Here is a 26,159-nt window from a genome sequence, read left to right as displayed (position 1 = left end):
TCCCGGCTTCGTGAGTCACTTCCTTACAACCCTCGAATGGCAATGAAATTTAAGCCTGCCCTATGTTTTTCCGGTACTTGGCCAACTGATCCTCCCCACTTACCCGAAAAATATTCGCCAGATAATCCAGCAACACCACCTCATCCCCATTGATCATCTGCCTCACATACGTAACGGCACTGCAACTGCACGCTCTTGAACGGCGTGACCAGCTTCTTGGCCGCCTCAAAGTGAAAGCTGTTCCAAGTGATTTTCCCTTCCAGCTTGTCGATACCATCGGGCAGTTCGATCAGCCCGACCATGCCGAGCCCCTGAAAGTCGCTCATCACGGTTTTGATGGTGCCCAGGTCGATCTCTTCACACTTGCCAAAGAAGCTGGTGCCGTCGAGGTAGATGTTGGCGTTTGAAATGCGGTGTGCGCTAATCGCAGGTCATGGTCGCCATCATCATCGGCATGTTGACGTTCATCGGCATTGGCATCTGCATGGCGTTCATCATGGTGGTGTTCCCTGTAAGGTTCGAGAGTCGGACAAGCTGATGGGGCGGATTCTAAGCATTGACCCGGGCCCGACAAGATGGCGATCGAACAGCAGGAATGAACGTTCAGACAGGCTTACCGGAGCGACACACGCCAAGTCGTCTGCTGCTGCATGCGCTTCGTTTTCATTGCAGACACTTTCCAAGCGACAGCTTCGATTCTTCGGTCATGGATATGCCATCCAAACCTATATCAATAACCGTAAGAAATAATCGATCTAAATATCCCCCAAGGTTTCCCGCCACGAGGGGCTCAGCCAATCAACCGGGCATACACCGGCCGATCGATATTCCCACCGGACAGAATGACCCCCACCTTTTTCCCCTGCATCGCTTCACGTTCCTGCATGAGTGCCGCCAAGGCCGCGGCACCTGCGCCCTCGGCCAGGTTATGAGTGTCGGTGTAATACACCCGCATGGCCTCGGCTATTTGCGCGTCGCTGACCGCGACGATCCGCGCCGCAGCGGCCCCATAGATGGCAAAGGCCTCGGGAATGGGTCTACGCACGGCCAACCCGTCCGCGAAGGTATTCGCCGAAGCGGTCTCACACAGTCTTCCCGTTTCAAATGACAACTTCGCCGCGACGGCCTCGGTGGACACCACGCCCACCACTTGGGTTTTCAGCCCCAAGGCATCGCGGGCGGCGATGACTGCGCAAATCCCCGACCCACAGCCTATCGGCACGTAGACCGTGTCGAGGTCCGGCACCGCCTTGAACAGCTCAAGCCCATAGGTCGCCACGCCCCTGACCAACTCCGGATGGAACGGCGGCACCAAGTAGAGGCCTTGGGCGTGGGCCAGGCGTGCAGCTTCTTTCCGGGCCTCATCGAAATCGCGGCCATACTCGACCACCTCGCCACCAAAGCCACGCATGGCATTGTTCTTCTCCACCGAGTTACCTTGCGGCACGACGATCAACGCTTTCAAACCCAAGGCGGTGGCCGCCAGCGCCAGGCTCTGGCCATGGTTGCCGCGCGTCGCCGTGACGATGCCTTTCGCCTCGGGATGCTCGCGCTTGAGCCAGTGCACGAAGGTCAGGCCGCCGCGCACCTTGAAGGCCCCGGTCGGGGTGTGATTCTCGTGCTTGACCCACACCGTGCAACCCAGCCGCTCAGCCAGCAACGGCCAGGCGTATTGGGCCGTGGCGGGCATGAATTGATAGAGATGGCGGGCAGCGTGTTCGATGTCGTCGCGGGTCAGTGTGTGCATGATGGGCCTCCTGGTTTTGACCAGTCTAATCAGCGCGACGGCGACGGGGCTTTCAGAAAACTGACCTGACTTTCAGGCCCGCTCTTCATTACTATGCTGTTCATGAGCCCGCGAAACCACCCACCGCCGCCCCTGTCTGAACCGGTCCGTCGTATCGAGGCTGGGCCCTGGGCGATCGAGTTGCTCCCCGGCTGTGCCTACGCGACCCGCTACGTCGCGACCCAGTCGGCGATCGGCTTTGCCTTCGACAGTCAGCGCGGCCTGCACGCCATCGGCAGCGACCGCGTGTTGCCCTTCGAGGCGCTGCCCAACGGCCTGGCATTCGTTCCCGCCGGGTGCGACGTGTTCTCCGAATCCCCCCGGGGCGGTGAATACCTGCGGATAGTGCGCACCGACGGCATGGCGTTGCCGGCGAAACATGCGTTCAACAATCGTATTGACCCGCAGGCCATCACCCTCGCCTTGAGAATGCGCAGCGCACTGCTGCGTGCCACGGCAGAAGACGATTGGGAAGCCTGGGCGCTCGGGCTGGCTGAGCGAGTGAAGGACCACAAGCGGTTTTCGGCACACTCCCAAGGTTCGATCACGGGCGGCCGGATGCGCCTGCTCGATGAGTTCATCGACGCCGGTCTCGACGGCCCGCTGGGGGTCAAGGAAATGGCGGGGCTGCTTGGCTTGTCCGAAGGTTATTTCATGCGGGCGTTCAAGCAGGCAACCGGCAAAAGCCCACACAGCTACCTGATCGACCGACGCCTCGCCAAGGCACGGGCGCTGATGCACGATTCAACCGCCCGACTGACTGATATCGCCCACGCCTGCGGCTTCAATTCCCAGGCGCACATGACCACGCTGTTCAAGCAACGCCTGGGCGTCAGCCCGGCGCAACTGCGCGGGTATTCGAGGCCCTGAACCCTCTGGGCAATGGGTTGATGGGGGCACCTGAGGGGCGAAATGGCGCCCCAAACCAAATTGCCATCAGATGGCCTTGCAAAAACACCCTGGCCGTCTAGATTCAAACCTGTCTCCAACCAGATCTTCAACCACACCTGACAGCCCCTCGGGCGAGAGCGTCTATTGGCCTGAAAAACACACTTGGCGTTGCTTTCAATTACTGACACGGAATCAGTCATATCAACAAGAGGGATGCTTGATGAAGCATGGCCGTGGGTATCGTTCGCGCTCGCAAAAAGGACCAGCCGGACATTTCTGGCTGTCATTGGTTTGCTTTTCAGGCCTGGTGATCGCCAGCTTCCTGTTGTTCGAACAACAGATCCAAGATTTCCTGACCCATCTCAACCTGTACCTGCCCTCGACGCCCGCGCAGAAACTCAACCTGGCCTTGCTGCTGATTGCCCTGCTGGCACTGGACGTGGTGTTGCCGGTGCCGTCGAGCATGGTCGCGCTGCTGGCCGTGGCGATGCTTGGCAGCCTGGGTGGATACCTGGTGATTTTCGTCGGCCTGTGCCTGGGGGCCGGGCTGGGTTATGCGCTGGGAGCCGGCTATTTGCGCCTGCTGTCCGGCCGCCTGGGCCTGCACCAGCGCCAGCCGGGGCAACTGGCCTACCGGTTGGGCACGCTGTCGTTGATCTGCCTGCGCGGCGTCCCGGTGCTGGCGGAAACCTCGGTCGTCGCCGCCGGCATGCAACGCTACCCATTGCGCGCGTTCATCCTGGTCACCACCCTGGCCAATGCCGGCCTCGCGTTGGCCTACAGTGCCATCGGCACCTTTCTCGTCGAACAGAACGCGCTGCTGGTGACCCTGCTCGCCAGCATGGTATTGCCCGGGCTGTTCATCGCCGGGTACAGCCTGTTCAAGAACATTCGCCGGCGCGACACGGGGCAACCCTTGCACGGGCGCTTCAAGGTCAGCTACGACTACCCGGTAGTGTTCACCGATCATCTGTTCGACCCGCTCAATCCCTGCCTGCATCGTCAGCTCACCGCCGGACACCGCGGCCAGGTAACGGTGCTGGTGTTCGCCGATGAACAACTGCTGCACAGCGCTCCGCACCTGCTGGCACAGATCAATACCTACTTCGCCAACCATTTTCCGGACTTGCATTTGCAGGCGCCCCCCATCGCGGTCCCGGCCGGCGAATCGAGCAAGGATTCCCAGGTGTTGCAGCAGCTGTACAGCGACATGCTGCAACATGGCCTGGACCGGCATTGCTATGTGCTGGCCCTCGGTGGCGGCGCCGTGCTCGATGCGGTGGGCTACGCCTGCGCCACCTTCCACCGCGGCATTCGCCTGATCCGCATCCCAAGCACCGTACTCGCCCAGAACGACGCCGGTATCGGTGTGAAAAACGGCATCAACGCCTTTGGCCAGAAGAACCTGCTGGGCGCTTTCTACCCCGCCACCGCGGTCATCAACGATTTTCAATTGCTGACCAGCCTGAGCCGACGCGACCAGATCGCCGGGCTGGCCGAGGCCGTCAAGGTGGCGCTGATCAAGGACCAGGCGTTTTTCCAATGGATGGAGCAACAGGCCGACGCCCTCGCCCACTTCGATCACGCGGCCAGCCGCTACGCGATCCGCCGCTGCGCCGAACTGCACCTGGCGCACATCACCGGTGCCGGTGATCCCTTCGAACGCGGTAATGGGCGGCCATTGGACTACGGGCATTGGGCCGCCCATAAATTGGAAAACCTCAGCCATCACCGACTGCGCCATGGTGAGGCCGTCGCCGTGGGCATGGCCCTGGATGGACTCTATGCCAATGCCCTGGGGCTGTTGAGCGACGCCGACAGCGACCGGGTGCTGCGCCTGCTGCTCAAGCTCGGTTTCTGCCTGAACCCGCCGGAGCTGACCCTGAAAGATGCACAGGGACGCTCGCAGGTTCTGCTCGGGCTGGAAGAGTTCCGCCAGCATCTGGGCGGGCAACTCTCCATCCCCATGCTCAGTCGGATCGGCGAGTCGGTGGACTTGCATGAAATCGATACCGCGCGAATGGAGCAGGCGCTGCAACGGCTCTGCACTCAGGCCGACCCTGCACTCACACTGAACGAGAGCTGTGCGCAATGAACCCGTCGTCGCCGGACCTCAAGACCTGGATGACCCTCGGCCGCGTGTCCAACCTGCCCACGGTGTGGACCAACACCCTGGCCGCCGCCCTGCTCGCCAGCAGCGCAGGGGCCCTGGCACCGCCATCGTCCCTAGTGTGGCTCCTGCTGCTGGCGGCACTGTCGCTGCTGTACCTGGCCGGCATGCTGTTGAATGACCTGTTGGACGCCGACTGGGATCAACGACACCACAATCCGCGCCCCATCACCCTGGGCCTGGTCAGCCGCCAGCAAGTGCGGTTGGCCACGGCCCTGCTACTGGTGCTGGCCGCGGCCGCGCTGCTGGGCCTGAGCCGGTTGATCGAACAACCGCACTGGCTGCTGGGCAGCGCCACGCTGTTGGTGGGTTGCATCCTCGGCTACAACCTGCTGCACAAGAAATATGCCCACAGCGTCTGGCTGATGGGGGCCTGTCGTTCGGCGCTCTACCTCACCGCCGCGGCCAGCCTGGCGATGCCACCCGAACCGATCTGGCTCTGTGCCCTTTTGCTCGGCGTCTACATCAGCGGCCTGACCTACCTGGCCCGCCAGGAACACCGCAATCAACTGATCAGCCGCCTCCCGCTGCTGCTGATGTTGAGCCCACTGGCGTTGGCGATCTACGCAGACAACGCCTGGTTCTGGCCAGTCCTGCTGATATGGCTTGGCTGGTTGGGCTGGCACTACTGGCGCAACCTGGCCAACCCGCGGCAACGGCAGGTCCGCGCCTTTATCGGTGCGGGCCTGGCCGCCCTGCCGCTGTTCGATGCCCTGGTGCTGGCCGTCGCCAACCAGCCGCTGGGCAGCCTGTTATGCGTCCTGGTGTTTTTCCTGCTTCCTCATTTCCAACGCTGGATCAAACCCACATGAACACGGACGTTACAGCATCGGCATCGGCAGCCCTCGACATGCGCCAGGATTGCCTGAACGAACAACGCCGGCATTTCACCCAGTCGCTCGATGAAACCGAGCGGCAATGGTGGCTCTCGGCGCAGGCGCAACTTGCCCAACGCCCGGACGCCAACACCGCGGCGTTCCTGAGCGGCCAGTGCAAGCGCCACCTCAAGGAGCGAGCCCAGCCCGGCACCGACGGCTGGAGCAATGTCCAACTGGCGCGGGCATTGCTGCTGGCCCAGGTCCTGGAGCTGCAACCCAGCGCCGGGCAAGTGTCCTTGCTGCGCCAGTTGTTCCTGTGGGGCGACGACCAGGAAAAGATCGCCACCTTGAAGGCCCTCGACTGGCTCGACAGCGGTGGGCTCTGCCTCGGGCTTGCACTTCAGGCCGGACGCACCAGCAACAGCCAGGTGTTTGCCGCCCTCGCCCTGGACACCGCCTACCCATCGCGTCACTACGACGAACGGGCCTTCAACCAACTGGTGTTGAAAGCCCTGGGCATGGGCCTCGATGTACATCGCCTGATCGGCCTGACGCAACGACAAAGCGTCACGCTCAACCAGTTGGCCCTCGACCTGTTGGACGAACAACTCGCCGCCGAACGAACGGTGTCTGTCGGACTGCCCCACGTGATTGCCTTTGCCCTGCTGAGCCCGGCGCAACGTCAGCGCCTGGCCGGACTGACCCAGCAACAACGCTTGCCGCCGCCATGGCAGGCGTACCTGGGTGGCACTTTGCCGAACTGATACCCGCCCCTCCCCTGCCTTTTTGACGAGGATTCACCATGCTCAAGTACTTCGACCCGCATATCCATATGGTCAGCCGCACCACCGACGACTACCAGAACATGGCGGCCGCCGGCATCACCGGCGTGATCGAACCGGCCTTCTGGCAGGGCCAGGCCAGGACCAGCGTCGGCAGCTTCATCGACTACTTCGACACGCTGTTGGGCTGGGAGCGTTTTCGCGCCAGCATGTTCGGCATCCATCACTTCTGCACCATCGGCCTGAACCCCAAGGAGGCCAACGACTTGTCGGTGGCCAATGAAGTGCTGGAGATCCTGCCGCGCTACCTGGTGAAAGATGGCGTGGTGGCAGTGGGTGAAATCGGCTACGACGACATCACCCCGGAAGAGGATCGCTTTCTCGCCGCCCAATTGGAGCTGGCCAAACAATTCAACTTGCCGGTGCTGGTGCACACCCCCCACCGCGACAAGATCGGTGGCACCAAGCGCACACTCGCGGTCATTCGCGAGGTCGGCATTGCCGAACACCTGGTGATCATCGACCACCTCAACGAACTGACCCTGCCCCTGGTGCTCGACAGCGATTGCTGGCGCGGCCATTCCATCTACCCCAACACCAAGATGTCGGAACAGCGCATGGTCGCGCTGCTGCAGCAGTACGGCACGGAAAAAATGGTGGTCAACAGCGCCGCCGACTGGGGCATCAGCGACCCGCTCAAAGTGCCCAAGACCGGCCAGGCGATGCTGGCCGCCGGCTTCAGTGAAGCCCAGGTCGAACAGGTGCTGTTCCACAACCCCGTGGACTTTTTTGCCCAGAGCGGCCAGTTGGACAAAACCCTGGTCAGCACGCCCCTGCCCATCGATCAGCGGCGACAGTGGCAGGACAACTCTGCCCTGCGGGGCCAGGAGCCGGTGATCAAATGAGTGCCCGCACGGGTTGGACGGCCACGCAGATCGGCTATTGCAGCAACGTGCACCCGACCCATGACCTGGGCGGGCTGCGCGCTTCCATCGAACGGTATTTCCAGACCGTGCGTACACTGCGCGGGCTCGACACGCAGGACAGTGGATTGTGGATCAGCGCCGTCGCCGCCGCCGAGCTCCAACAGGCGTCCGCCCGTGCAGATTTCCTCGACCTGCTGCAACGCAGCGGCCTACGCCTGACCTCTCTCAACGGTTTTCCCTACGGCCAATTTCACCAGGGCGCGGTGAAAGCCGACGTCTACCTGCCCAGTTGGGCCGATCCGCAGCGGCTGGCGTACAGCCTGGACCTGGCTCGATTTCTCGCCCAGGCCCTGCCAGCGGACTGTGCCCAGGGGGTGATCTCCAGCCTGCCGTTGGGCTATGCCGCCCACTGGAGCCCGACGTTACAGCAACGTGCCGAGCAGCAACTGCGCGAGCTCACCGCCGCGCTGGCCCGGTTGCAACGAGAGACAGGCAAGAAGATCGTGATCTGCCTGGAAATGGAGCCCGATTGCGTGCTGGAAAACACCGACCAGGCCATCGCCTTCTTTCGTCAGTGGCAAGCCACGGACCCGCACCATGAACACCTGGCACTGTGTTTTGACGTCTGTCACCAGGCCGTGATGTTCGAAGACTGTTATCAGTCACTGGACCGATTGCGTCGGGCCCGGGTCCCCATCGGCAAGATCCAGCTATCCAATGCGCTGATTTGCCACCTGCCTGAGGATGTGCAGCGGCGCGAACAGGTGCTCAAGACATTGGGCGGTTTTGCCGAACCCACCTACCTGCATCAAGTCAAAGCCCGCGCTGGGCAGGAGCGGTTATCGGCCTGGGCCGACCTTCCCGCGGCCCTGTACGAGTGTGAGCAGGACGGCCACGCCCCTCCCGAGCTGAGGATTCACTTCCACATTCCGTTATTCAGCGAACACCTGCTGTTGCCCGAACTCAGCGGCAGCCAGGTCGCCCTGGCGCAGACCTTCGACTTTCTGGCCGACCATGGGGATTTTCGCCCGGTACTGGAAGTGGAAACCTACAGCTGGGGTGTCCTGCCCAGCCAGTTGCGACCCACCACCGAGCACGCCCAACTCCAGGGCATCGCGGCGGAGTTGCACTGGGTCGAGGGTCAGTTGCAGCAGCGCCAGTTGCTGCAACCCCAAGCGCTGGAGGCCTGCGCCGATGTCCTCTGAACCTGCGCGCCAGCCGTTGCTGCTGATCAACGTGGTCGGCCTGACGCCCGCACTGCTGGGGGCCGCGACGCCCTGCATCAATGCCCTGTTGAAAACGGCCAGGATGGCCACGCTGCAACCGGTGTTCCCGGCGGTCACCTCCACGGTGCAAGCCTCGATCCTCACGGGCCAGCCACCGTCGGAGCACGGCATCGTCGGCAACGGCTGGTATTTTCGCGATCAGGCCGAAGTGCGTTTCTGGCTGCAACCCAACGCACTGATCCAGGGGGAAAAAGTCTGGCAGACACTCAAGCGCCAGTACCCCGGGTTTCGCTGCAGCCAGTTGTTCTGGTGGTACAACATGTATGCGGACGTGGACGCCGCCATTACCCCTCGACCGCATTACCCGGCCGATGGCCGCAAGATGTTCGGCCTGTATTCGACGCCGGCCTCATTGCACGAGCATATCGAACAGCAGATCGGCGAGTTTCCCTTTCCGAGCTTCTGGGGACCGGCGGCCGGCATCGCCTCGAGCCGCTGGATCGTCGATTGCGCCATCGCCGAATTCCAGCTCGACCGCCCCGACCTGCAGTTGATCTACCTGCCCCATCTCGACTACAGCCTGCAACGCCTGGGCCCCGATCATCCGTCGATTGCCGACGAGGTGCGCGCCATCGACAGCGAAGTCGGGCGTCTGCTGGACTTTGCCCAAGCACAGGGCGCGGCGGTGATGCTGCTGTCCGAATACGGGATCGAAGCCGTCACCCAATCCGTTTCCATCAACCGGTTGCTACGCGCCGAAGGCTTGTTGCAGGTCCGCCAATCGCTGACCTGGGAGTTGCTCGATCCCGGTGCCAGCGCGGCGTTTGCCGTGGCCGACCATCAGGTCGCGCACATCTACGTGAAGCAGGCGCGCGACATCCCTCGCGTCAAGGCGCTGTTGCAGCGCCAGGCCGGCATCGAGCAAGTGCTGGATAAAACCGAACAACGGGCCTGGCACCTGGATCATCCGCGCAGCGGCGAGCTGGTGGCCGTGGCCTCCGCCGGTTGCTGGTTCGATTACTACTACTGGTTCGACGACCGCAAGGCCCCCGACTTTGCCCGCACCGTGGACATCCATCGCAAGCCAGGCTACGACCCGCTCGAGCTGTTCATCGACCCGGCCATTCGCTTCCCGAAATTGAAAGTGGCGCGCCGCCTGCTCCAGAAAAAACTCGGCTTTCGCTACTACATGGACCTGATTCCACTGGACACCCGCCTGGTCCGCGGCAGCCACGGCCGGCTGCCCGCGAGCGAAAAGACCGGCCCGCTGCTCATCACCAATTGTGATCTGCCGTTGCCGCAGCACCTTGCGGCCACGGCGGTGAAGCAACTGCTCCTGGAACACTTCCGGGGGCGCCCTCATGCCGATACGGCGAATGCCAAGGAGCTTCCATGCGGCGAGCCATTTCCATAACCGTTCTCAGTGCCCTGGCCGGTTTGGCCCAGGCACAGGACACCAACAACTTCGATTGCAGCAACTTCCTGCAGTTTGGAGCAGACATCAACAAGACCAGGACCGCGTTTGCCCAGAGTCCCGAGACCATGGCCTGGAACTGGTTCGTCTGTTTGAACCAACCCAGCCCCGCGCAAAGCAGCAATCTCGTGTGGGAGACGATGAAGCCCTCGGACCAGGTCTACCTGCCCAACGGCGCGCCACCGGGCACCTATGACAGCTCAGCGCCGCTCCCGGCCGCAGTGATGACGCAAGCCAAGGCGCAGGGCATGGACCTGTCCCGATCCTTCCATAACATCAATGCCACCCAGCAGGTCGATGGCCTGATCCTGCAAATGGGGGGTGCCGTGCCCGATGCCCAACAAGGCCAGCCCGTACGCTTTCAGTTACTGATGGGCAAGGACACGTTCGATTACATCGTGAAGAAGCAGGTCTACAACGTGAACGGTCAGGCCGCCCTGGCCAACGACCTGGACTTCCCCCCCACCGCCTGGGAGTTGAAAGCCGCGTGGCTGTGGATCGGCACGGACACGACCTACCGACAAACCCTGGTGAACGACGGCTACTACATTGCCCAGGCCTACTACCAGCAGGACGACGGTACCTATCAGGTCGGCTATGTGGCATTGAGCGGCCTGCACGTTGTCAACAAACTGAATGCCGACTGGGTCTGGACCACCTTCGAAAACATCAACAACAGCAAGTACACCGTAACCAATGCCCCGACGCCGGCGCCGATGACCAACACCACCGGGCCGACTGCGGCCGCCAAGCCGGTCAATGCCAGCTTCCAGGCCAATAACCGGAGCCTGTCGAAGTACGAGTTGATCGGGGTCGAGTTCCAGCCCATCACCCAGGTACTGGCCAATTCACAACTGGAATCGGCATTCCAGAACACCTCCTCCTGCCTGGCCTGCCACGGCACCGCCGCCTACTCGAACGACAACGGCTACTTCAATTTCGCTCTGAACCAGGGGGGCGGCATCGTCTACCCCACCACCCCGCTGCCGCCCTCGGCATTCGATGGCTACAAAAAACTGGACTTTGTCTGGTCGCTGAAACGCGCCCAGTGGCAACGCTAAGGAGCATGACATGAGCGTATTGAATTTCCCCCGTATCTACCTCAACGGCCATATGTTCTGGAACCCACCGACGGCCAACAATAACGACGTGTTTCCGCTGTATGACGCGGTCAACGCGGACATCAACTGGCCGTTCATGAGCCACTTCGACATCAACGCCACGAACGCCCCCGCCCAGTTGATGCCCTGGGCCATCAAGCCCTTGGCAATGGCAGACCTGCCAACCTATGTGCTGCAGGTGCCGACCAATGCCAACCCGAACAACTACCCGTACATGCCCGCCGAATGGGATCTGTTTGGCGACAATGCCTGCGGCACGGTGAGCTACAAAGGGACTCGCTCAACGATCATTGGCGGCGAGCTGCAGGCCAACACCTACATCACCGAGGATGCGCTGGTTGGCAGGGACTACCAATTGCTCGGCAATCCCTTTGGCAGCAACACTCCGACGGCCGCGCGCTTCGTGGACGTCAGCCCGTGGCAGAACACCTTCACCGCGTTGTATTTCGACAAGCTGATGCTGGGGGATGCCACGTGTGGCCTGACCCTCAATCGCCAGTATCGGATGATGGATCGCTTCCTGAACTTCAATTGGGCCAGCACCTTCCGGGGCCTGGTGTATGTCACCACCACCTGGCAAACCTGCTTTCCCCAGGAAAACCTGGAATGGGTCATCGGCGATTCGGCGCTGCTGAATAACCTACAGCAGCAGATGAAGCTGCAAGGTGCACAGGGCCTGATGTTCAGGTTCTCCACCTACCTGACCTGCTATGACAGGAACGGTGTTTTCAACGACTTCCCGTACGTCAACACCCGTTCCAACGCCCCCTCGGATACGGCTCGTCTGCAAGCGATGTATCAGAAAGGCCTGGACAACGTTTCCGGTATTTTCTTCAACCCGGCCTACAGCCGCACCGCCGCCACCCTGGGCCTCTGGTTCGCCGACGAATACCCCACCGCCCCCGCCGGCCGGCGCCTGGTGCCCGCGCAGGCCGTCGCCGTCGCCAAGCCAGGCGCGGCGGCCCAAAACACCAAGCTGGGCGTGACCTCGGTGCAGATTACCGGCAACACCCTGTCCCTGGATCTGGCCAACACATTCCCGTTCTATCCGATAGAGCCCGATGCCCCTATCCTGATCGCCGAAAAATTCCAGGCCGGCGACTATCAACTGGGTGTACGCCAGAATGACGTATTCACCCCGGTGGTCGACTTCGGTTTCGCGCAGTATCAACAGTCAGCCTTCGACCAACGCTCGGGGCTGCTGGACTTCACCCTCAGCGACGCGGACAAGGCGACCTTGCAATCAGCGCCGCTGGAGCTGCAACAACAGGGCCCGGCCCCGGCGGCATCGGTGGTAGCCGCCACTGCGCAGACGTGGACCGCCGAGGTCATCGAAAGCGGCAGTTTCATCGACGTGGGCGACCACAAGACGTTGACCATCATGGTGCAGAACAATGGTGTGCCGGCCGCCAACACCACGTTGTGGGTCGCGGAATACGGCAACCCCTACATGGTGACGACCAGCGACTACTACCTGGCATTCAGTAATGCGGCGAACTTCACGCTGTTCTATGACGATCCGACAGACCGTAACCTGAACCACGCCAACCTACCGCAGTTCAATGACGCGCCCCCCGTACCGAATTACCTGGCCACTGGCAGCGGCCGCCGGCTTACCGACCTGCAGAACATGCATCGGCCGACGAGCACACCGGTTGGGTACCAGGATTTCCTCAATGGTTCGGGCAAACCGATTGCGGTCAACTTACGCCCTTGCCTGGCATTCGACGCCGGCGTCTACGTCACTGGAACACTGAGCGACTACCCGGCCACCCAGGTGGATTACTCCTATGTAACGACGACTACCGACGCCAACGGCATCGCCCAGGTGAGCTTCAGGGCCGTGGCCCCGGGCTTCCCGACCTTGCGTTTTTTCGTCAAGGAAGGCGACAGCGATCCGGTCATCCCCTTCAGCTTCCCCGTTCCCCAAGCCTATATCGACTTCCTCGCCCCGCTCCGCGTCCTGCCCTTGGACCTGCAGCTGCAACAGGACTTCATCAACTACTGGAACACCGTCTACAAGGATCAGAACGCCGCCACGCAGCTGTGGGAGGGCTTCCTCTACCCACGCATCCTGCAGACCTTCTATTACCTGTACCCCATCATGAACAAGTACATGCCGCTCAACTCCCAGACACGCGTCGAAGGCGCCATCGACCAGTTGATTGTGCTGATCAGCAAGCCCTACCAGGAAGAAAGCACGCTCTCGATGCCCATCACCCGTGACATGTCCCAGAGCCGCCGCGCGGTATTGGAGCTATGGGCCAAGAAGCTGGTGAAGCGCAACTATCCGCCACAACAACTCAAGATGAGCGACTACGACAACCTCTGACCGTAACGCTGTTACCCAAGGAGGATAAACCACTGTGGGAGCGAGCTTGTGTAGGAGCTGAGCCTGTGGGAGCAAAGCTTTGCTCCCACAGGCTCGCCCACAGTGTCACCCGGTACTTTTCAAAGGAGTGACCTATGAAAACCAGTATCTTGAACCGGCTGTTGCTGTTGATCCTGCTGTTCAGCCCACCGCTGTTTGCCCAGGACAGCGGTGCCGTCTACTTCACCATGGGCGTGCACAACACCGAGGGGTGCAACGAACAGAACGGCAACTGCATCGCCAAACGCGCACCGGGCGACCCTTCCGATCCGTTCTTCCCGGCGTTCTGGATCAGCGATTGGACGATGTACCGGGTGATGCACAACTACGAAAAAAACCCGCCGCCCTACAGCAATCCGCCCTCCACTCTGACCCCGGCGGACTACACCGTCTCTCGAGGCACCAGCTATTACGACACGGCTTATATACCGGCCGATGGCGACGGCTTCGGTGCGATGATGGAGCACTATGAGAAGTACTGCCTGCCGATCTTCCCGATCAAGAACAACAATTACACCTGCTCCTTCGTGTCCCTAGGCAACAAGGCGTACTTCCTGACCTATCCGCAGGATCGCCCCAAGGACATGCCCGCCTGCTGCATGTTCTCGCCGATGAATCATCCGCCGCGCCAAGACTTCATCCAGCACCTGCCCTACAGCGCCGAGCGCAGCCAAAACCTCGACGCCAGCGTGCAGGCCTACGCGCTGGACCTTCAATCACCACAGGGGCCGATCCTGTTCGGCTATGCCTTCTACAAAAAGATGTCGGGGCAACCGCCCTACCGGCAGCCCCAATCGTTCTTTTTCTCCGGTGACACCAGCGTCGCCAATGCCCCCATCGTCAGCCAGAACTACACCAACTTCCGCATCGCCAGACCGGACCCGGCCCAGACCTGGGCGCAGGTGGCCGCGATGTGCCCGGCGAATCCGCCGCCCTGCCAGTTGTTCGAGCCACCGGCTTCCCAGAGCAACGGGCAAAAGGCGCAGTGGAACAAGCTCATGCAGCGCAAACCCTGAGCAATGACGGAGAATCGCCATGAACACTTCACTGCGTTTCATCCTGGTACTACTGGGTCTGGCCAATCTTCCGGCCCTGGCCCTGGAGCAATCCCAGGAACAAGCCATGCCACGGCCGCAGGCCTCCAGCCTGAATTGCCAGCCCCCCAGCACGGCGCCGGCGGCCACCGCCAGCCAGGACCTGTTCGATCAATACAGCTGGCAGCTGTTCATCGCCGTGAACTGGCCCGCCCAGGCAGGGCAGCGCGGGGATCCCGACTGCAGCAAGCAACCGGGGGACCCTGGCTACACCGTCTGGCAGACCTACAAGACCGTGGAAGAAATCTTCCTGCCACGGGGGGCCGATCCAGGCCCCTGGAACACCCCGCAACTGGCCAAGAGCCTGGGCATCATCAACATCGCCGCGCTGAAGAACAGCTCCCAGGTGAATGCCGTCGACCAGGCCGTCGGCGGCTGGCTGATCGACCAGGCCGGCAACCCGACCTACTACGACATCTCGGCCAACGAGACCTCCTACAACTACATCGTCGCCAACCAGTTCTATAACGCCGACGTGGTGTCCAAAGCCAACAACATCACCTTTCCCTACGGGGTCATCGAGGTCAAATCGAGCTGGCGCATCCTTACCACGCATGACAACGCCAGCCGCTACCTGACCATGCTTGCACGCGTGGCCACGTTCGACGACCAAGGCCAGCGCACCGGCGTCACCGAGGCCTACCTGGGCCTGGTGGGGTTGCACATCATCACCAAGGTGAACGGTTATCCGCAGTGGATCTGGTCGACCTTCGAACAGGTCGACAACGTTCCGCCCAAAGTGCTGGTGAACGGCATATGGGTCGACCAGCCGGTAGCCGGCACGGCCTATTCCTACTTCAATCCCAACGCGCCGGCAGCCAGCCTCAACCAGTCACCCTGCGACTGGCAGACCCAGGGCGCACACCTGGTCTGCGTGCCCAAACCCGGCACCACCTTCCAGACCCCGAACCCGTTGAACCGGTTCACCCCGATCGCCGAGATCACCAACCAGGTCAACGCCCGTTACCGCAGCGACCCGGACCTGCAACGCAGCGTGTTGAAGTACTACCAACTCATCACCACCCAACGCCCGCTGATGCCGGACAACCCCAGCAACCCACTGGGCCAGCCGACACCCGCCCTCTCGGCCAACGTGACCATGGAAAGCTACATCCAGCCCAACAGCAGTTGCATGAATTGCCACTCCATGGCGACCCCGGTCAAGAGCCCCTACAAATCCGATTACTCCTACCTGTTCAAATTCGCCAATTCGCCTGTCGGCAAAACCATCAAGGACGAGGAATAACTCATGAGCATCCTGAACGGACCACGGCTGAATTTCTGGGGCGGCATCCGCACGGACGTCAGCCTGCCGAACAACTCCCCGACCATTCCCTACGATGGCAACGATGACTGGCCGCTCTTCGACCTGACCACCTCGACCCTGGCACCGGGGGCCCAGTCCTACACCGACGACCAGTTGAACAACATGATCAATGCCCCCACCGGCAACTACTACACCGCCGGTGGCTGGAATCACTACGGGCAGCATGTCGTCGACATGCAGAACGCCTTGATCAGCTCCCAGGGCACTCCCGGTAGCATCAGCACCAGCGGCGACCTGGTGGGCCAGGCCGTCTACCTGCTCGGCTCGGTGGACCCGGTGACCGGCCAGGGGCCCGTCTCCGGCCCGATGATGGTGGACCTGGACCCCACCGCCTCGACGACCACCCAGATCTTCGTCGGCGGCCTGCAAATCGGCGGCAACGACAACATCCAGTTGCTGATTCGCAGCGACACCGTGTGCAGCAGTTTCTACATGAAGAAGCGTGTGCTGGAACCAGAGCAAATGGATGCCCCGGGCTCCTTCCGCTTCAGCGGCACATTTCAGCTGACCTTCCCCCTGAGTAGCGTCGTCAACTGGAACCAGAACAGCGGTGGGCTGCGTTCGATCATCCAAGCGCCGGGCGCAACGGGTATTGTCCTGCGTTTCGTCATGTTCGAGATGTGTCCCGCGATGACCACCGAGCAACTGGACGCCGACTACGCCGCTGGCCGGTACACGCCCAACCCGAGCATCGGCAGGGTCATCGGCACACTGGCCCCGGCCTTCACCGACGAGCCGCTAAACTGCCAGCCGGGCCGGCAGCTGATTAACCAGTGCACGGGGAACGCCGGCTATGCCGAACTGAGTGACAGTGGCCTCCTGAGCATCGACATGGTGAATGTCATTCCGAAGAAAACCTTCCGGGCTGTACGGGACGATATCACCAGCCCCATCGGACCCAACGCCGATTACGGGACCGTGACCATCAGCGCCGGCACCACCACCCTGACCACATTAGACCCGACCAGCAGTCCCTTGGCTGACTACTACGTGTACGGCGGCATCGTCGATGTGCCCCTGACCACCAGTCAGCAGCAGACGGTGCGGACCACGGCACTGGCCATTACCGCGCCCGACAAGGTTTGCAACACCACACTTAATGCCACCGAATCGACCTATCGGATCTATGCCAACCAGCGCAACGTCTACCTGGAGGATTACCCCAACGGCCTGTCGATCACCCTGCAGGTCCGGTACCTGGGCGGCGCGGTGCCCAGCACCACCGAAATCGGCCTGAAGGCGGCGGCTCCCGCGGTCTATGATCAACCGCAATACTGGGACTTCCTCGACTTCCCTGATTCGTTGACCGTCGACAGTGGCCAGCTTTCCGTCAGCTTCCCGGTCACCCTCAAGCCGGGCAGCGCCGCTCAAGCGGGCTTCGTCGCCCTGACCTGCACGGTCAACGATTTCCCCAGCAGCGCTTACTTCACCAACTTTCGCAAATACGCCCAGACCGACTTCGGCATCCCCCAGGGCACGACCATCACCTGGCCGCTGATGTACCCCAACGTGCTGCGCTTTCACTACCTGGCCTTCCCCGCCATGTCCCGCTATATCCCGCTGAATCAGCCCGACGCCATCATGGGCGCCAAGAACCCCATCCTCGCCCGCACCTCGGATGCGTACAAAGGCACCACGCTGTTCATGCCGGTGGTGCGCTCGATGTCGCCCTGCCAGCGGGCACTGCTGCGGGCCTACCTCACCGGTGAACCGTGGCAACCGCCGCAATGACCGCGTCCCCCTTTTGTTCACGGAGAGAGCCTATGTCAGTTCCCCTTCAGATCCCCGCACACCCGGAGGAAAGCCTGCGCCCCAGCACCCTTGTCGCCGAGGACCTGCTGAACCCTCGTGGTCTCTGCCTGCAAGCCGACGGCAGCCTGCTGCTCACCGAAGCAGGTTCCGGGCTGCCCGACCAACCTTTCAGCGGCCGTATCAGTCGACTGCGCCCGGATCCGCAGCAGCCCGGCGCCTACCTGCCCCGCGAAACCCTGGCGCAAGGGTTTCGCGCCATGAACATGCAGGCACGCATGCTGCGCGATGAAATCATGGGGCTGTCGGACATCGCCTACGGTGACGGACGCTGCCTGGCCAGCCAGACCGATTACGTCGCGGGTTCCAAACTGCTGGACCTGCAATTCACGCCGCCCGAGCCGGTCTTCCATAGCCGCGGCAATCTGAACGCGCTGTGCTACCACCCGACCCGCCGCAGTTGGCTGGCCGTCAAGCCCGATACCAATCAGTTGGTGGAGTTCGTCGCGGGCCAAGAGGAGCGCGTGCTGGCTCAACTGCCCGAACTGGATCAAGGCCAGGAAGCCGTTCCCGTGACCCTGGTGTACGAACCGGCGACAGACGCTGTGCTGATCAGTCTGTTCTCGGGGGAACTGCACGGCGACCCGAGCCGCAAGGGCATCGACTTTGCCGAAAAGGCCGGCCAGGTGATCCGGGTCTGGCCCGCCAGCGCCGAGATCGACCTCCTGATTCGCGGCCTGCAACTGCCCACCGGGCTGGCACTGCGCCCCAACGGCCAGCTGCTGGTGCTGGAACTCTGCGAGCGCTTGCAACAACCCCTGCTCCCCGACTGGAACGGCGAACCCCTGCATGGCGGCTTCACCCGGTTCAGTGGGCGACTGCTGAGCTGCGACTTGCAAACAGCCCAGGTCACCGTGCTTGCCCGAGGCTTGGATACCCCGTCCAACCTGTGCCTGTTACCCGACGCGGTACTGGTCAGCGAAGGCATGGGCCTGGTCGGACGACCACTGCCTACGCCCGAGAATAGCGTGGTCCCTTTGAGAGGCAGGCTTCGTCGGGTGCAACTCTGACAACAACACCGGCCGGGTGCACAGCCCGGCCGGTGCCCCAGGTGTCATCCACTACTCGCTTCAGCCTGCGGTAACGGTCATGCCGCCGTCGGCCATGACCACCGCCCCGACCACGAAACTCGCGCGATCGGAGGCCAGGAACGCAACCACCTCGGCAATTTCTTCCGGCTGCGCGGCGCGGCCGATGGGCGCGGCTTCACCGTGCTGGGCGAGGAACGCCGGACCGTCCTCGACCACGTCATTGAGGATGTTGGTGACCACATCGCCAACACCGATGGCATTGACGCGAATGCCATGCTCGATGACTTCCAGTGCCAGGGTGCGCGTCAGTTGTGCCAGGGCGCCTTTGGACGCGGTGTAGGCGGCAATGGTCGGGAAGGCAAAATAGGACGCGTAGGACGCAATGTTGACGATGGCCCCCGACTTGTTCGGCATCATCGCCTTGACCGCTTCGCGCGAATGCAGGAAAGCGGCCGTGGCGTTGACCGCCTGGATGCGCTCCCAGTCCTGGCGCGTCATGTCGATGACGAGTTTATTGATGATGATCCCGGCATTGTTGACCAGGATATCCAGCCGGCCGAACTGCTCGACGGCCAGGCCGACAGCGCGCTCGGCGGCGCCATCCGCGGTGATGTCGGCTTCCAGAGGCACCAGCCCGGGACGGGCCAGCTCATGGACGGCGGGGTTGATGTCTTCAGCGATTACCTTGGCGCCGCGGGCATGCAACAGCAATGCGATGGCCTTGCCGATGCCACTGGCGGCGCCAGTGACCAATGCAACCTTGCCTTGGACTTCGTGGGGAATGTTGTGTTGAATATCGGTCATGATCGCTCTCCTGCGTGAGCGGGCAGACGAGACATTCGCCCGCCCGGCGCCCGTGGGCGCTGTCGTTATCGACGACTTCACTTTCTCGCAATGGCGACTGCCAGGCTTTCGCAGGCTTGCTGGGACTGTCGGGGTTTTGCGCAAATGTGGCCAGAGATGGCCACCGCCGGGCTGTGTAGGCGCTGGCGAAGCCTGCGATCTTTTGATCTTGATCTTGATCTTTCACTTGAGATTCAAGTGTCTGGGGAAAGATCGCAGCCTCGTTGCACTCGACAGCTCCTACAAGGTCAGGAACAGCGCGGAGGTCCAGACCCGTGACTGATCCCGCTGGCGGGCACAGATGAACAACGGGTGTTCACGCCCTGGATCAAGCCCCAGGCGGGCCAGTTCGATGCGCCCCTGCAACTCACGGGGCAACGGTGCAGCGGTCATCCGTTCCAGGGACAGCTTCAACTCCGCGCCCGGCAACTCTTCGACCCCTTGCGATTGCGCCAACAACTCATCGCCGGACAGCTCCATCACCACCGTCGGTGCGTGCACGTAAGGTTGCGGTTCGGATGGGTCACCGACCTTGATGTAATTGTCGAAACGGCTGTGGATCTGCAGCGTGGCGCCGGCCAGTTGCGACAAGTCGATTTCGATGCTGTCGGTATCGCCGTTGGTGTCGGTGCGAAACGCCAGGACCGTGGCGTCCTTGCGCCATACGGTCTGCTCGGGATGGTCGAGGCCCAAGGCGCGGAAACCATTGATGACCGCGCCGGTGATACGGATTTCGCCAGTCCAGTACGCGCCGCGATAGCGGTCCTTGATCCGCGCGCCACCCAGGCGCAGGCGAATGCGTTGCGCGCAGAAACCCAGTTCCTGGTGCAGGTTGCGCGACCAGATCAACTGGTCGCCATCGAACAGATCGACCTGCTCCCACCCGGCCCCTCCCAGCAGTCGATAGTCCAGGGAGGCATTCGCATCGGCAGTGAAGACTTCACCCATGAAGTGCTTGCCCTGGCGCAGGCTGGCGAACGAACGCTCCCCGGTCGTGGCGAAGGTACGGCGGGCGCGCAAGGCCTTGCCGACACTGGCGCGGTCGAAAGCCTCGGCGACCACACCCGTCAACCCGCCACGGGAGCCGAACACCGCCGTGGCCGGAACGCCGCCCGCACAAGAGTTACCGCACCATTCGGTTCCGGGATAACACACGAATCGGCCCGGCTCATTGAGCTCGTGGATCAGCTTGACCGCCTGGTCCCAGCGTTGCTCGGTGATATTGAAGTCATTGGCGGTGTAGCCGAGGACGTCGAGCCCGGCGACATCGCGACCGTAGCTGAGGTTGTACAGCGTGTCGTTGGTGCCCACCGTGTCATCGGAGTGCACATGCAGGTCGGCATAGAGCGGGCGCAAGGCCGTACCGGCCGGGTCGACAGTGACAAAGGCCTGGGCCCCGGCTGCTGTTGCCGATCTGCCCGCCCGTGGCGACCATCCAGCCGATGCCGCGGGAAGCGCCGATCATTTCCGCCGCGACCAGCGCCCGCCAGCCCTGGCTGAAGCCGATGCGCAAGGCGGCGGTCACGAACAGCAACGAGGCCGGTAAATAGACGTGGGCCAACAGTTGCCAGGCGTTGGCACCCAAGGTCCGTGCCGCGCGAACTTCACCGCCGCGGATGCTCTGCACGCCCTCCTGAATGGTCACCGCCATGGGGAACATCACGGCAATGAAAATCACCAGCACGATGGAGACATAACCCAGGCCGAAAATGATCATGATCAGCGGCGCCCAGGCAATCGGCGGGATGGCCATGAACAGGCTGTTGAGCGGCGAGATGAAATCGCGAAAGCGCGAGGACAGGCCAGCGGCCGTGCCCAGCAGGAGCGCAACGATCACCGCGGCGCAAAAACCACCCAGTTCTTCCAGCACGCTGGCCTGCAGGTGCTGCCACAGCGAACGATCCCCCAGCCAGCGTAGCGCCTCGCGGGCAACGTCCCAGGGCTGCGGCAGGATATAGGTGGGAAAGCGGCTCGCCAGGGCGATCCAGATCAACAACAGGAATGGCAGCGACGCCCATCCCCAATTCGGTTTTGGCAAGGACATGACGGACTCAGTGCGCGGCTTTTTCCAGGTAGGAGGTATCCACGATCTGTTCGGTCTTGAGCGTGGTGTCGATAAAACCCAGGTCGTGGGAGTAATCCATCAGGCGCTGGATGAACTGGATGTCCGCCGCCTGCAAGTCCGCCGACCAGCCCAGGCGTGTCCGGGCCTGGGCGACGATAGCTTCGGGGGCGATGGTCTTGCCGTCCGGGCCTTGCACCGCTTCGAGCTTGAACGCCTCGGCGATGAGCCGGTTCGATTCGGCGGGATGTTCATTGAGGAAGGCGATGGCCTTGCGATGGGCGCGCAACAGCTTCACCACGTCATCCGAACGCTCCTGCAAGGTTTTCGGCAAGGCGATCACCACGTACCACGGGTACTGGGGCAGCGCCTGGTTGACGTCCAGCAGGATCCGGCTCGAACCGCGCAACACCGACTGGCTGACGAAGGGTTCCCAGGAAAATGCCGCGTCGATGCCACGTTCAAGGGCAGCGTTCATGTTGCCCGGCGGCATGTCGATGATGTCCAGGTCCTTGTCGGGATCGAGCCCGGCCTTTTCCTTCAGGACAAAACCACGCAGCAGCACATCCATGCCACTGCCCTTCTTGACCCCGGCGAGCTTTTTCCCCTTGAGCGCTTCCAACTGGGTGATCGGACTCTTGGCGTCGACAATCACCGCGGCCTGGCCGTAATTGACCTTCGCCAGGATCCGGCTTTGCAGCCCGCGGGAAAACCACTGGTACACCGGTGGGGTGCCGACATAGGCCACGTCCAGTTCACCGGCGGCCAGTGCCTGCTGGATCACCGGGCCATCGCCCAAGGCCATGGAAGCTGACAGTGTCCACCTCCATTCTTCGCGACAGCACCACCTCGCTCTACGAACAGATCGCCCATCAACTGCTGGAAGAAATCCAGCGCGGCGACTACGAACCCAGCGGCAAGCTACCGTCCGAGGCGCAGTTGGGCGAACGGTTCGGGGGGAGCCGCGTCACGGTTCGCCTGGCAGTGGGCAAGCTCAGCGACGACGGCGTGGTGGAGCGCAAGCAAGGCAAAGGCACCTTCGTAGCGGCCAAGCAGGTACGCCACGGCCTGGATGCGTTGCGCAGCTTTCATGAGGCGTTGTTGTTGTTGCAAGGGCTGCAACCGAGCATGCAGGTGCTCAGCCATGCCCTGCAGCCCGTTCCGGAAACCCTGCGGGTCTGTTTGAGCAAGCGCACGACTGCCTGCTTCTGGAGCGCCTGCACTTCGTCGATGACGAACCCATCGCATTGGGACGCAGCCACCTGCCGGCAGAGTTGGCCTGCGTGGCCTGGGCTGAGGTCGAACATCAGCCGATCTATTCCATTCTCGAATCGATCACCGGCCTGGCGGTCAGCCGCGCCGACCTGGCCATCCGTGCACAGGAAGCCGACAAAAGCCTGGCCAGCGCGCTGCACGTCAAACGCGGCGCCGCGCTGCTGGTCATGGAGCGCACGTCCTACTTCGCCGACGACCGTTGCTGCGACCGCACGACGTTTTTCATCCGCCCGGAACGCTATGCCTTCGTGCTCAGTGGGGTGTTCAAATCCAATACCGCCACTTGATACGATTCAAATTGGCGCGATGGTTGGACCCGGCCTGACAAAACACTGTTCAGTGACCTGTCGCCCCCATTGCTGCCCCTCTTGCTCCTGCTCCAACCTGAAACCGAACGCTTCATACAGCTTGCGAGCAGCGTCGAGCCCCTGGAACGTCCAGAGGATCGTTGAGCTAAAGCCCCACTCGTCGCAGAACTTCATCGCTTCGGCCAACAGGCGCCTGCCAGCCCCCTTGCCGCGCGCCGAATCATCCAGGATGAAGCAGCGCAGCACCGCACTGCCGCCCTCGCCTTCGCCGTCGATGGCAATCGAACCGACTATTCGTTCGCCATCCAGGGCCACCCATACCTCATTGCGCGGATTGTGCAGACGCCCCATCAGCTCGGCCATGTCCGATGCAACCAGGCTTTCGAACAACTGGCCGAAGTTCGAATGCCTGGAGTAGTAGTCCGCATGCATTTGCACAATGCGGCCAATGACGCCAGGACGGTAGCCACGCGCAATCTCCAACTGCGCCGGCGCAGGCGGCGCTGTACCGAGCCGATGAGCGTGTAGCGCGCTGGCATAGCAGGCAATCCCCTCACTAACGGCCAGACATTGCCCACTGGATAAGTGAGACATGGCCGCGACAACCTGTTGCGTGGCGAAAGCATCGATGGTTCGGAGGGTGTTTTGCCCCTGGGCGGTGAGTCGCAATCTCTTGGCCCGCGCATCCTGTTCATGGGCAACTTCTTCGATCTCGCCGGCCTCGATGAGCTTGCGCACCATCCGGCTCACGCTGGATTTTTCCAGGCCGAGCAGCTCGACAAGCTCGCCCGCGGTCAGGGATTGGCGATTGCCGAGCTCCACGATGGTGTGCACCGACGACGGCGGATAACCCGTCGCAGCCAACGTGGTGTGCATGAACCCCAGCTCTCGCACCATGAGACGCGACGCCGAACGAATTTTCTCAATCAGGGCTGGCGGGCAATGGTTCACGGGGACCTCGGATGCGATGGGTATTTAGTTGTACTGCACAACTAAATACCCATCCGTGCGTTCAGTCAAGCTTTCCGTTGGCTGGCCTATCAGCGATAAGGCGGGTAGTGACATTGCTCCTGTCGTCGCGCTCAGCGGTGAGCGGACCAGTACCCCAAACTGGAAAATTTTGAGAGGATGCGTGCCAAGAACGCCATGGAATAAAGGCCTTCCAATCCCATCCCCATGGCGGCCCGACATGTACATCCCTCTCTTCCAAAGCTTGCGGGCACGCTTCGCCATCGTCGTGGCGCTGGTGGTGCTGCTCCTCAGTTGCATCTTCGGCACCGTTATCGGCGAGTCCTCCATTTCGCGGCTCAAGGAGCAAACCGGGCTGCAACTGAGCGAATATGCCTACTCGATGATCGATCGCCTCGATCGCGACATGAGTAACCGTTCAAAAGCGCTCACGGTCCTGAGCAAGCTGGAAACCCTGCGCAACACGGCGAGCCCCGGCGAAGCACGCGCCCTGCTCGACCACCTTAGCCAGCAGTTCCCGAACTATTCCTGGATCGGCCTCACCGACGCCCACGGCAAAGTGGTCGCATCGACCAACGGGGTGCTCGCAGGTGCCGACATCTCGCAACGGCCGGTCTTTGCCAGGGCGCGTGAAGAGACATTCATTGGCGATGTTCACGAAGCCGTCCTGCTGGCCAAGTTGCTGCCGAATCCTTCCGGGGAAGCGATGAAATTCGTCGATATCAGCATGCCAATCAAGGACGTCGCCGGAAATCTCACGGGGGTGCTCGCAACGCACCTTTCCTGGGAATGGGCCGCGGAAGTCGGTCGATCGCTTTTCGACCCCTTGCAGGAGCGCCTGCCTGGCCTGGAGTTCCTGGTCATCAGCAAGGACGGCACCGTCTTGCTGGGCCCCAAGGACATGATCGGCAAGCCCGCCGGGATCACGCTCGATGGGCGCGGACAAAGCTGGTCGGTCGAGCGCTGGCCGGACGGTAAGCTCTATATGGCAGGTGCGGCGCAAAGTGTCGGCGTCGACGACTATCCCGGCCTGGGCTGGACCGTGGTGACACGCCAGCCCGCCGAGATCGCCTTTGCGGCTGCACGTGAGATGCGCAATGAAATACTCCTCTGGGGCGGTCTGCTGTCCATCCTGTTCGCGGTCATCGGATGGATCATGGCAGGTATTCTCACCGGGCCGGTGAACGTCATCGCCGAGGCTGCCGCGCGCCTTTCCGAAGGCGCCGATGTGGGGATTCCCTTGCTCAAGGGGACGCGCGAAGTCGAAACGCTGAGTGTCGCGATCCGGCACCTCGTTGACAGCCTCACCCGAAAAAGGGGTCAGTTGGCCGTGGTCGAGGGTATCGCCTACCGCGATGTCGTCACCGGCCTGCCGAACCGGGCAGCCTTGGAAAAGTACATAGAGGCGGTACGCAGCGAGGTCGACGTACAGCCTGGCTTCGGCGTGCTGTGCCTGGATCTGGACGGGTTCAAGCCCATCAACGATTGCTTCGGCCATGCCGTCGGCGATGCATTGCTCCAGGAGGTCGGCCTCCGGCTCCTGGGCGCTGTGCGCGATGGCGACATCGCTGTGCGCCACGGCGGGGATGAATTCGTATTGCTGCTGCGCCTGCGTACCGGAGAATCCTTGTCCAGCATGCAGGGCGCCGCCCAGCGCATCATCGCAAAACTGGCCGAGCCGGTCATACTGGCCGGGGAGTCGATCACGATCGGCTGCAGCATCGGCGGGACGCTGTGGACCGGCGGTGAGTTTGCCGATGTGCTGGTCCAAGCCGATGAAGCGCTCTACCGGGCCAAGCGCGCGGGCAAGTCCCAGGCGAAATTCCATGACACCTCGCGCACCGACGAGGCTGCCCATGCCGGTTCGAAGGTCTGA

Annotated in this window: 18 protein-coding genes and 4 pseudogenes; 15 read left to right on the top strand and 7 right to left on the bottom strand. The window is 62.2% G+C overall.

Annotated elements, in window-relative coordinates:
- Positions 1-49: 49 nt before the first annotated feature.
- Together BLP82_RS02600 and BLP82_RS02590 are read right to left on the bottom strand one after the other, a co-directional pair.
- Positions 50-395, bottom strand: a pseudogene (locus BLP82_RS02600) (phage major tail tube protein).
- A gap of 395 nt (positions 396-790) precedes the next feature.
- On the bottom strand, positions 791-1,747 hold the full coding sequence (locus BLP82_RS02590) for a threonine dehydratase (protein WP_092165108.1): 957 nt from the start codon (positions 1,745-1,747) through the stop codon (positions 791-793).
- A 93-nt stretch (positions 1,748-1,840) separates the two neighbouring features.
- On the opposite strand from BLP82_RS02590, the gene BLP82_RS02585 reads away from it, so the two are divergent.
- The 13 genes from BLP82_RS02585 to BLP82_RS02525 all read left to right on the top strand — a co-directional run bounded on the left by BLP82_RS02585 (position 1,841) and on the right by BLP82_RS02525 (position 18,805).
- Complete coding sequence (locus tag BLP82_RS02585) at positions 1,841-2,656, top strand: helix-turn-helix transcriptional regulator (protein ID WP_371914096.1); 816 nt, start codon at positions 1,841-1,843, stop codon at positions 2,654-2,656.
- 241 nt (positions 2,657-2,897) lie between these two features.
- Positions 2,898-4,772: a 3-dehydroquinate synthase gene (locus BLP82_RS02580; RefSeq protein ID WP_092165106.1), complete on the top strand. Its 1,875-nt coding sequence runs from the start codon at positions 2,898-2,900 to the stop codon at positions 4,770-4,772.
- The gene (locus BLP82_RS02575; protein WP_092165105.1) at positions 4,769-5,659 is read left to right on the top strand and encodes a UbiA family prenyltransferase; all 891 of its coding nucleotides are present in this window, start codon (positions 4,769-4,771) and stop codon (positions 5,657-5,659) included. The genes BLP82_RS02580 and BLP82_RS02575 overlap by 4 nt, the downstream gene beginning before the upstream one ends.
- Positions 5,656-6,429: an EboA domain-containing protein gene (locus BLP82_RS02570; protein ID WP_092165104.1), complete on the top strand. Its 774-nt coding sequence runs from the start codon at positions 5,656-5,658 to the stop codon at positions 6,427-6,429. Before BLP82_RS02575 ends, BLP82_RS02570 begins: the two co-directional genes overlap by 4 nt.
- Before the next feature lie 38 nt (positions 6,430-6,467).
- Entirely contained in the window at positions 6,468-7,352 is an 885-nt protein-coding gene (locus BLP82_RS02565; RefSeq protein WP_060741816.1) for a TatD family hydrolase, read from the top strand.
- Entirely contained in the window at positions 7,349-8,578 is a 1,230-nt protein-coding gene (gene eboE / locus BLP82_RS02560; RefSeq protein ID WP_092165103.1) for a metabolite traffic protein EboE, read from the top strand. The genes BLP82_RS02565 and eboE overlap by 4 nt, the downstream gene beginning before the upstream one ends.
- Positions 8,568-10,013 (top strand): alkaline phosphatase family protein, encoded by a 1,446-nt coding sequence (locus BLP82_RS02555; RefSeq protein ID WP_092165102.1) that lies wholly within the window; start codon positions 8,568-8,570, stop codon positions 10,011-10,013. Before eboE ends, BLP82_RS02555 begins: the two co-directional genes overlap by 11 nt.
- Positions 9,992-11,134 carry a hypothetical protein gene (locus BLP82_RS02550; protein WP_092165101.1) on the top strand — a complete coding sequence of 381 codons (1,143 nt, stop codon included), beginning with the start codon at positions 9,992-9,994 and terminating at the stop codon, positions 11,132-11,134. The genes BLP82_RS02555 and BLP82_RS02550 overlap by 22 nt, the downstream gene beginning before the upstream one ends.
- Positions 11,135-11,144: 10 nt before the next feature.
- Positions 11,145-13,526 carry a hypothetical protein gene (locus BLP82_RS02545; RefSeq protein ID WP_092165100.1) on the top strand — a complete coding sequence of 794 codons (2,382 nt, stop codon included), beginning with the start codon at positions 11,145-11,147 and terminating at the stop codon, positions 13,524-13,526.
- Positions 13,527-13,660: 134 nt separating this feature from the next.
- Positions 13,661-14,581, top strand: coding sequence for a hypothetical protein (locus tag BLP82_RS02540; protein WP_092165099.1), 921 nt, complete (start codon positions 13,661-13,663; stop codon positions 14,579-14,581).
- Positions 14,582-14,600: 19 nt separating this feature from the next.
- On the top strand, positions 14,601-15,905 hold the full coding sequence (locus BLP82_RS02535; protein ID WP_092165097.1) for a hypothetical protein: 1,305 nt from the start codon (positions 14,601-14,603) through the stop codon (positions 15,903-15,905).
- A 3-nt stretch (positions 15,906-15,908) separates the two neighbouring features.
- Entirely contained in the window at positions 15,909-17,717 is a 1,809-nt protein-coding gene (locus BLP82_RS02530; RefSeq protein WP_092165095.1) for a hypothetical protein, read from the top strand.
- Between the two features lie 32 nt (positions 17,718-17,749).
- Entirely contained in the window at positions 17,750-18,805 is a 1,056-nt protein-coding gene (locus BLP82_RS02525) for a hypothetical protein (RefSeq protein ID WP_092165093.1), read from the top strand.
- A gap of 60 nt (positions 18,806-18,865) precedes the next feature.
- On the opposite strand, the gene BLP82_RS02520 is transcribed toward BLP82_RS02525, so the two are convergent.
- The 4 genes and pseudogenes from BLP82_RS02520 to BLP82_RS02505 form a co-directional block, all read right to left on the bottom strand.
- Positions 18,866-19,630, bottom strand: coding sequence for an SDR family NAD(P)-dependent oxidoreductase (locus BLP82_RS02520; RefSeq protein ID WP_092165091.1), 765 nt, complete (start codon positions 19,628-19,630; stop codon positions 18,866-18,868).
- Positions 19,631-19,909: 279 nt separating this feature from the next.
- A pseudogene (locus BLP82_RS02515) lies at positions 19,910-21,067 on the bottom strand (hypothetical protein); the annotation flags it as partial.
- Positions 20,985-21,713: an ABC transporter permease gene (locus BLP82_RS02510; protein ID WP_256576526.1), complete on the bottom strand. Its 729-nt coding sequence runs from the start codon at positions 21,711-21,713 to the stop codon at positions 20,985-20,987. The gene BLP82_RS02510 and the pseudogene BLP82_RS02515, both read right to left, overlap by 83 nt.
- 7 nt (positions 21,714-21,720) lie before the next feature.
- Positions 21,721-22,533 (bottom strand): annotated as a pseudogene (locus BLP82_RS02505) (ABC transporter substrate-binding protein); the annotation flags it as partial.
- Positions 22,534-22,547: 14 nt separating this feature from the next.
- On the opposite strand from BLP82_RS02505, the pseudogene BLP82_RS02500 reads away from it, so the two are divergent.
- A pseudogene (locus BLP82_RS02500) lies at positions 22,548-23,293 on the top strand (GntR family transcriptional regulator).
- A 6-nt stretch (positions 23,294-23,299) separates the two neighbouring features.
- On the opposite strand, the gene BLP82_RS02495 reads toward BLP82_RS02500, so the two are convergent.
- Positions 23,300-24,211, bottom strand: coding sequence for a bifunctional helix-turn-helix transcriptional regulator/GNAT family N-acetyltransferase (locus tag BLP82_RS02495; protein ID WP_092165089.1), 912 nt, complete (start codon positions 24,209-24,211; stop codon positions 23,300-23,302).
- Positions 24,212-24,503: 292 nt separating this feature from the next.
- Between BLP82_RS02495 and BLP82_RS02490 the strand changes: the two genes are divergently transcribed.
- Positions 24,504-26,159 carry a sensor domain-containing diguanylate cyclase gene (locus BLP82_RS02490; protein ID WP_170842259.1) on the top strand — a complete coding sequence of 552 codons (1,656 nt, stop codon included), beginning with the start codon at positions 24,504-24,506 and terminating at the stop codon, positions 26,157-26,159.

The organism is Pseudomonas sp. NFACC37-1 (genome assembly GCF_900101575.1).
In the GTDB taxonomy this organism is placed as follows: domain Bacteria; phylum Pseudomonadota; class Gammaproteobacteria; order Pseudomonadales; family Pseudomonadaceae; genus Aquipseudomonas; species Aquipseudomonas fluorescens_AA.
This window is presented reverse-complemented; position numbering and strand designations above follow the sequence as displayed.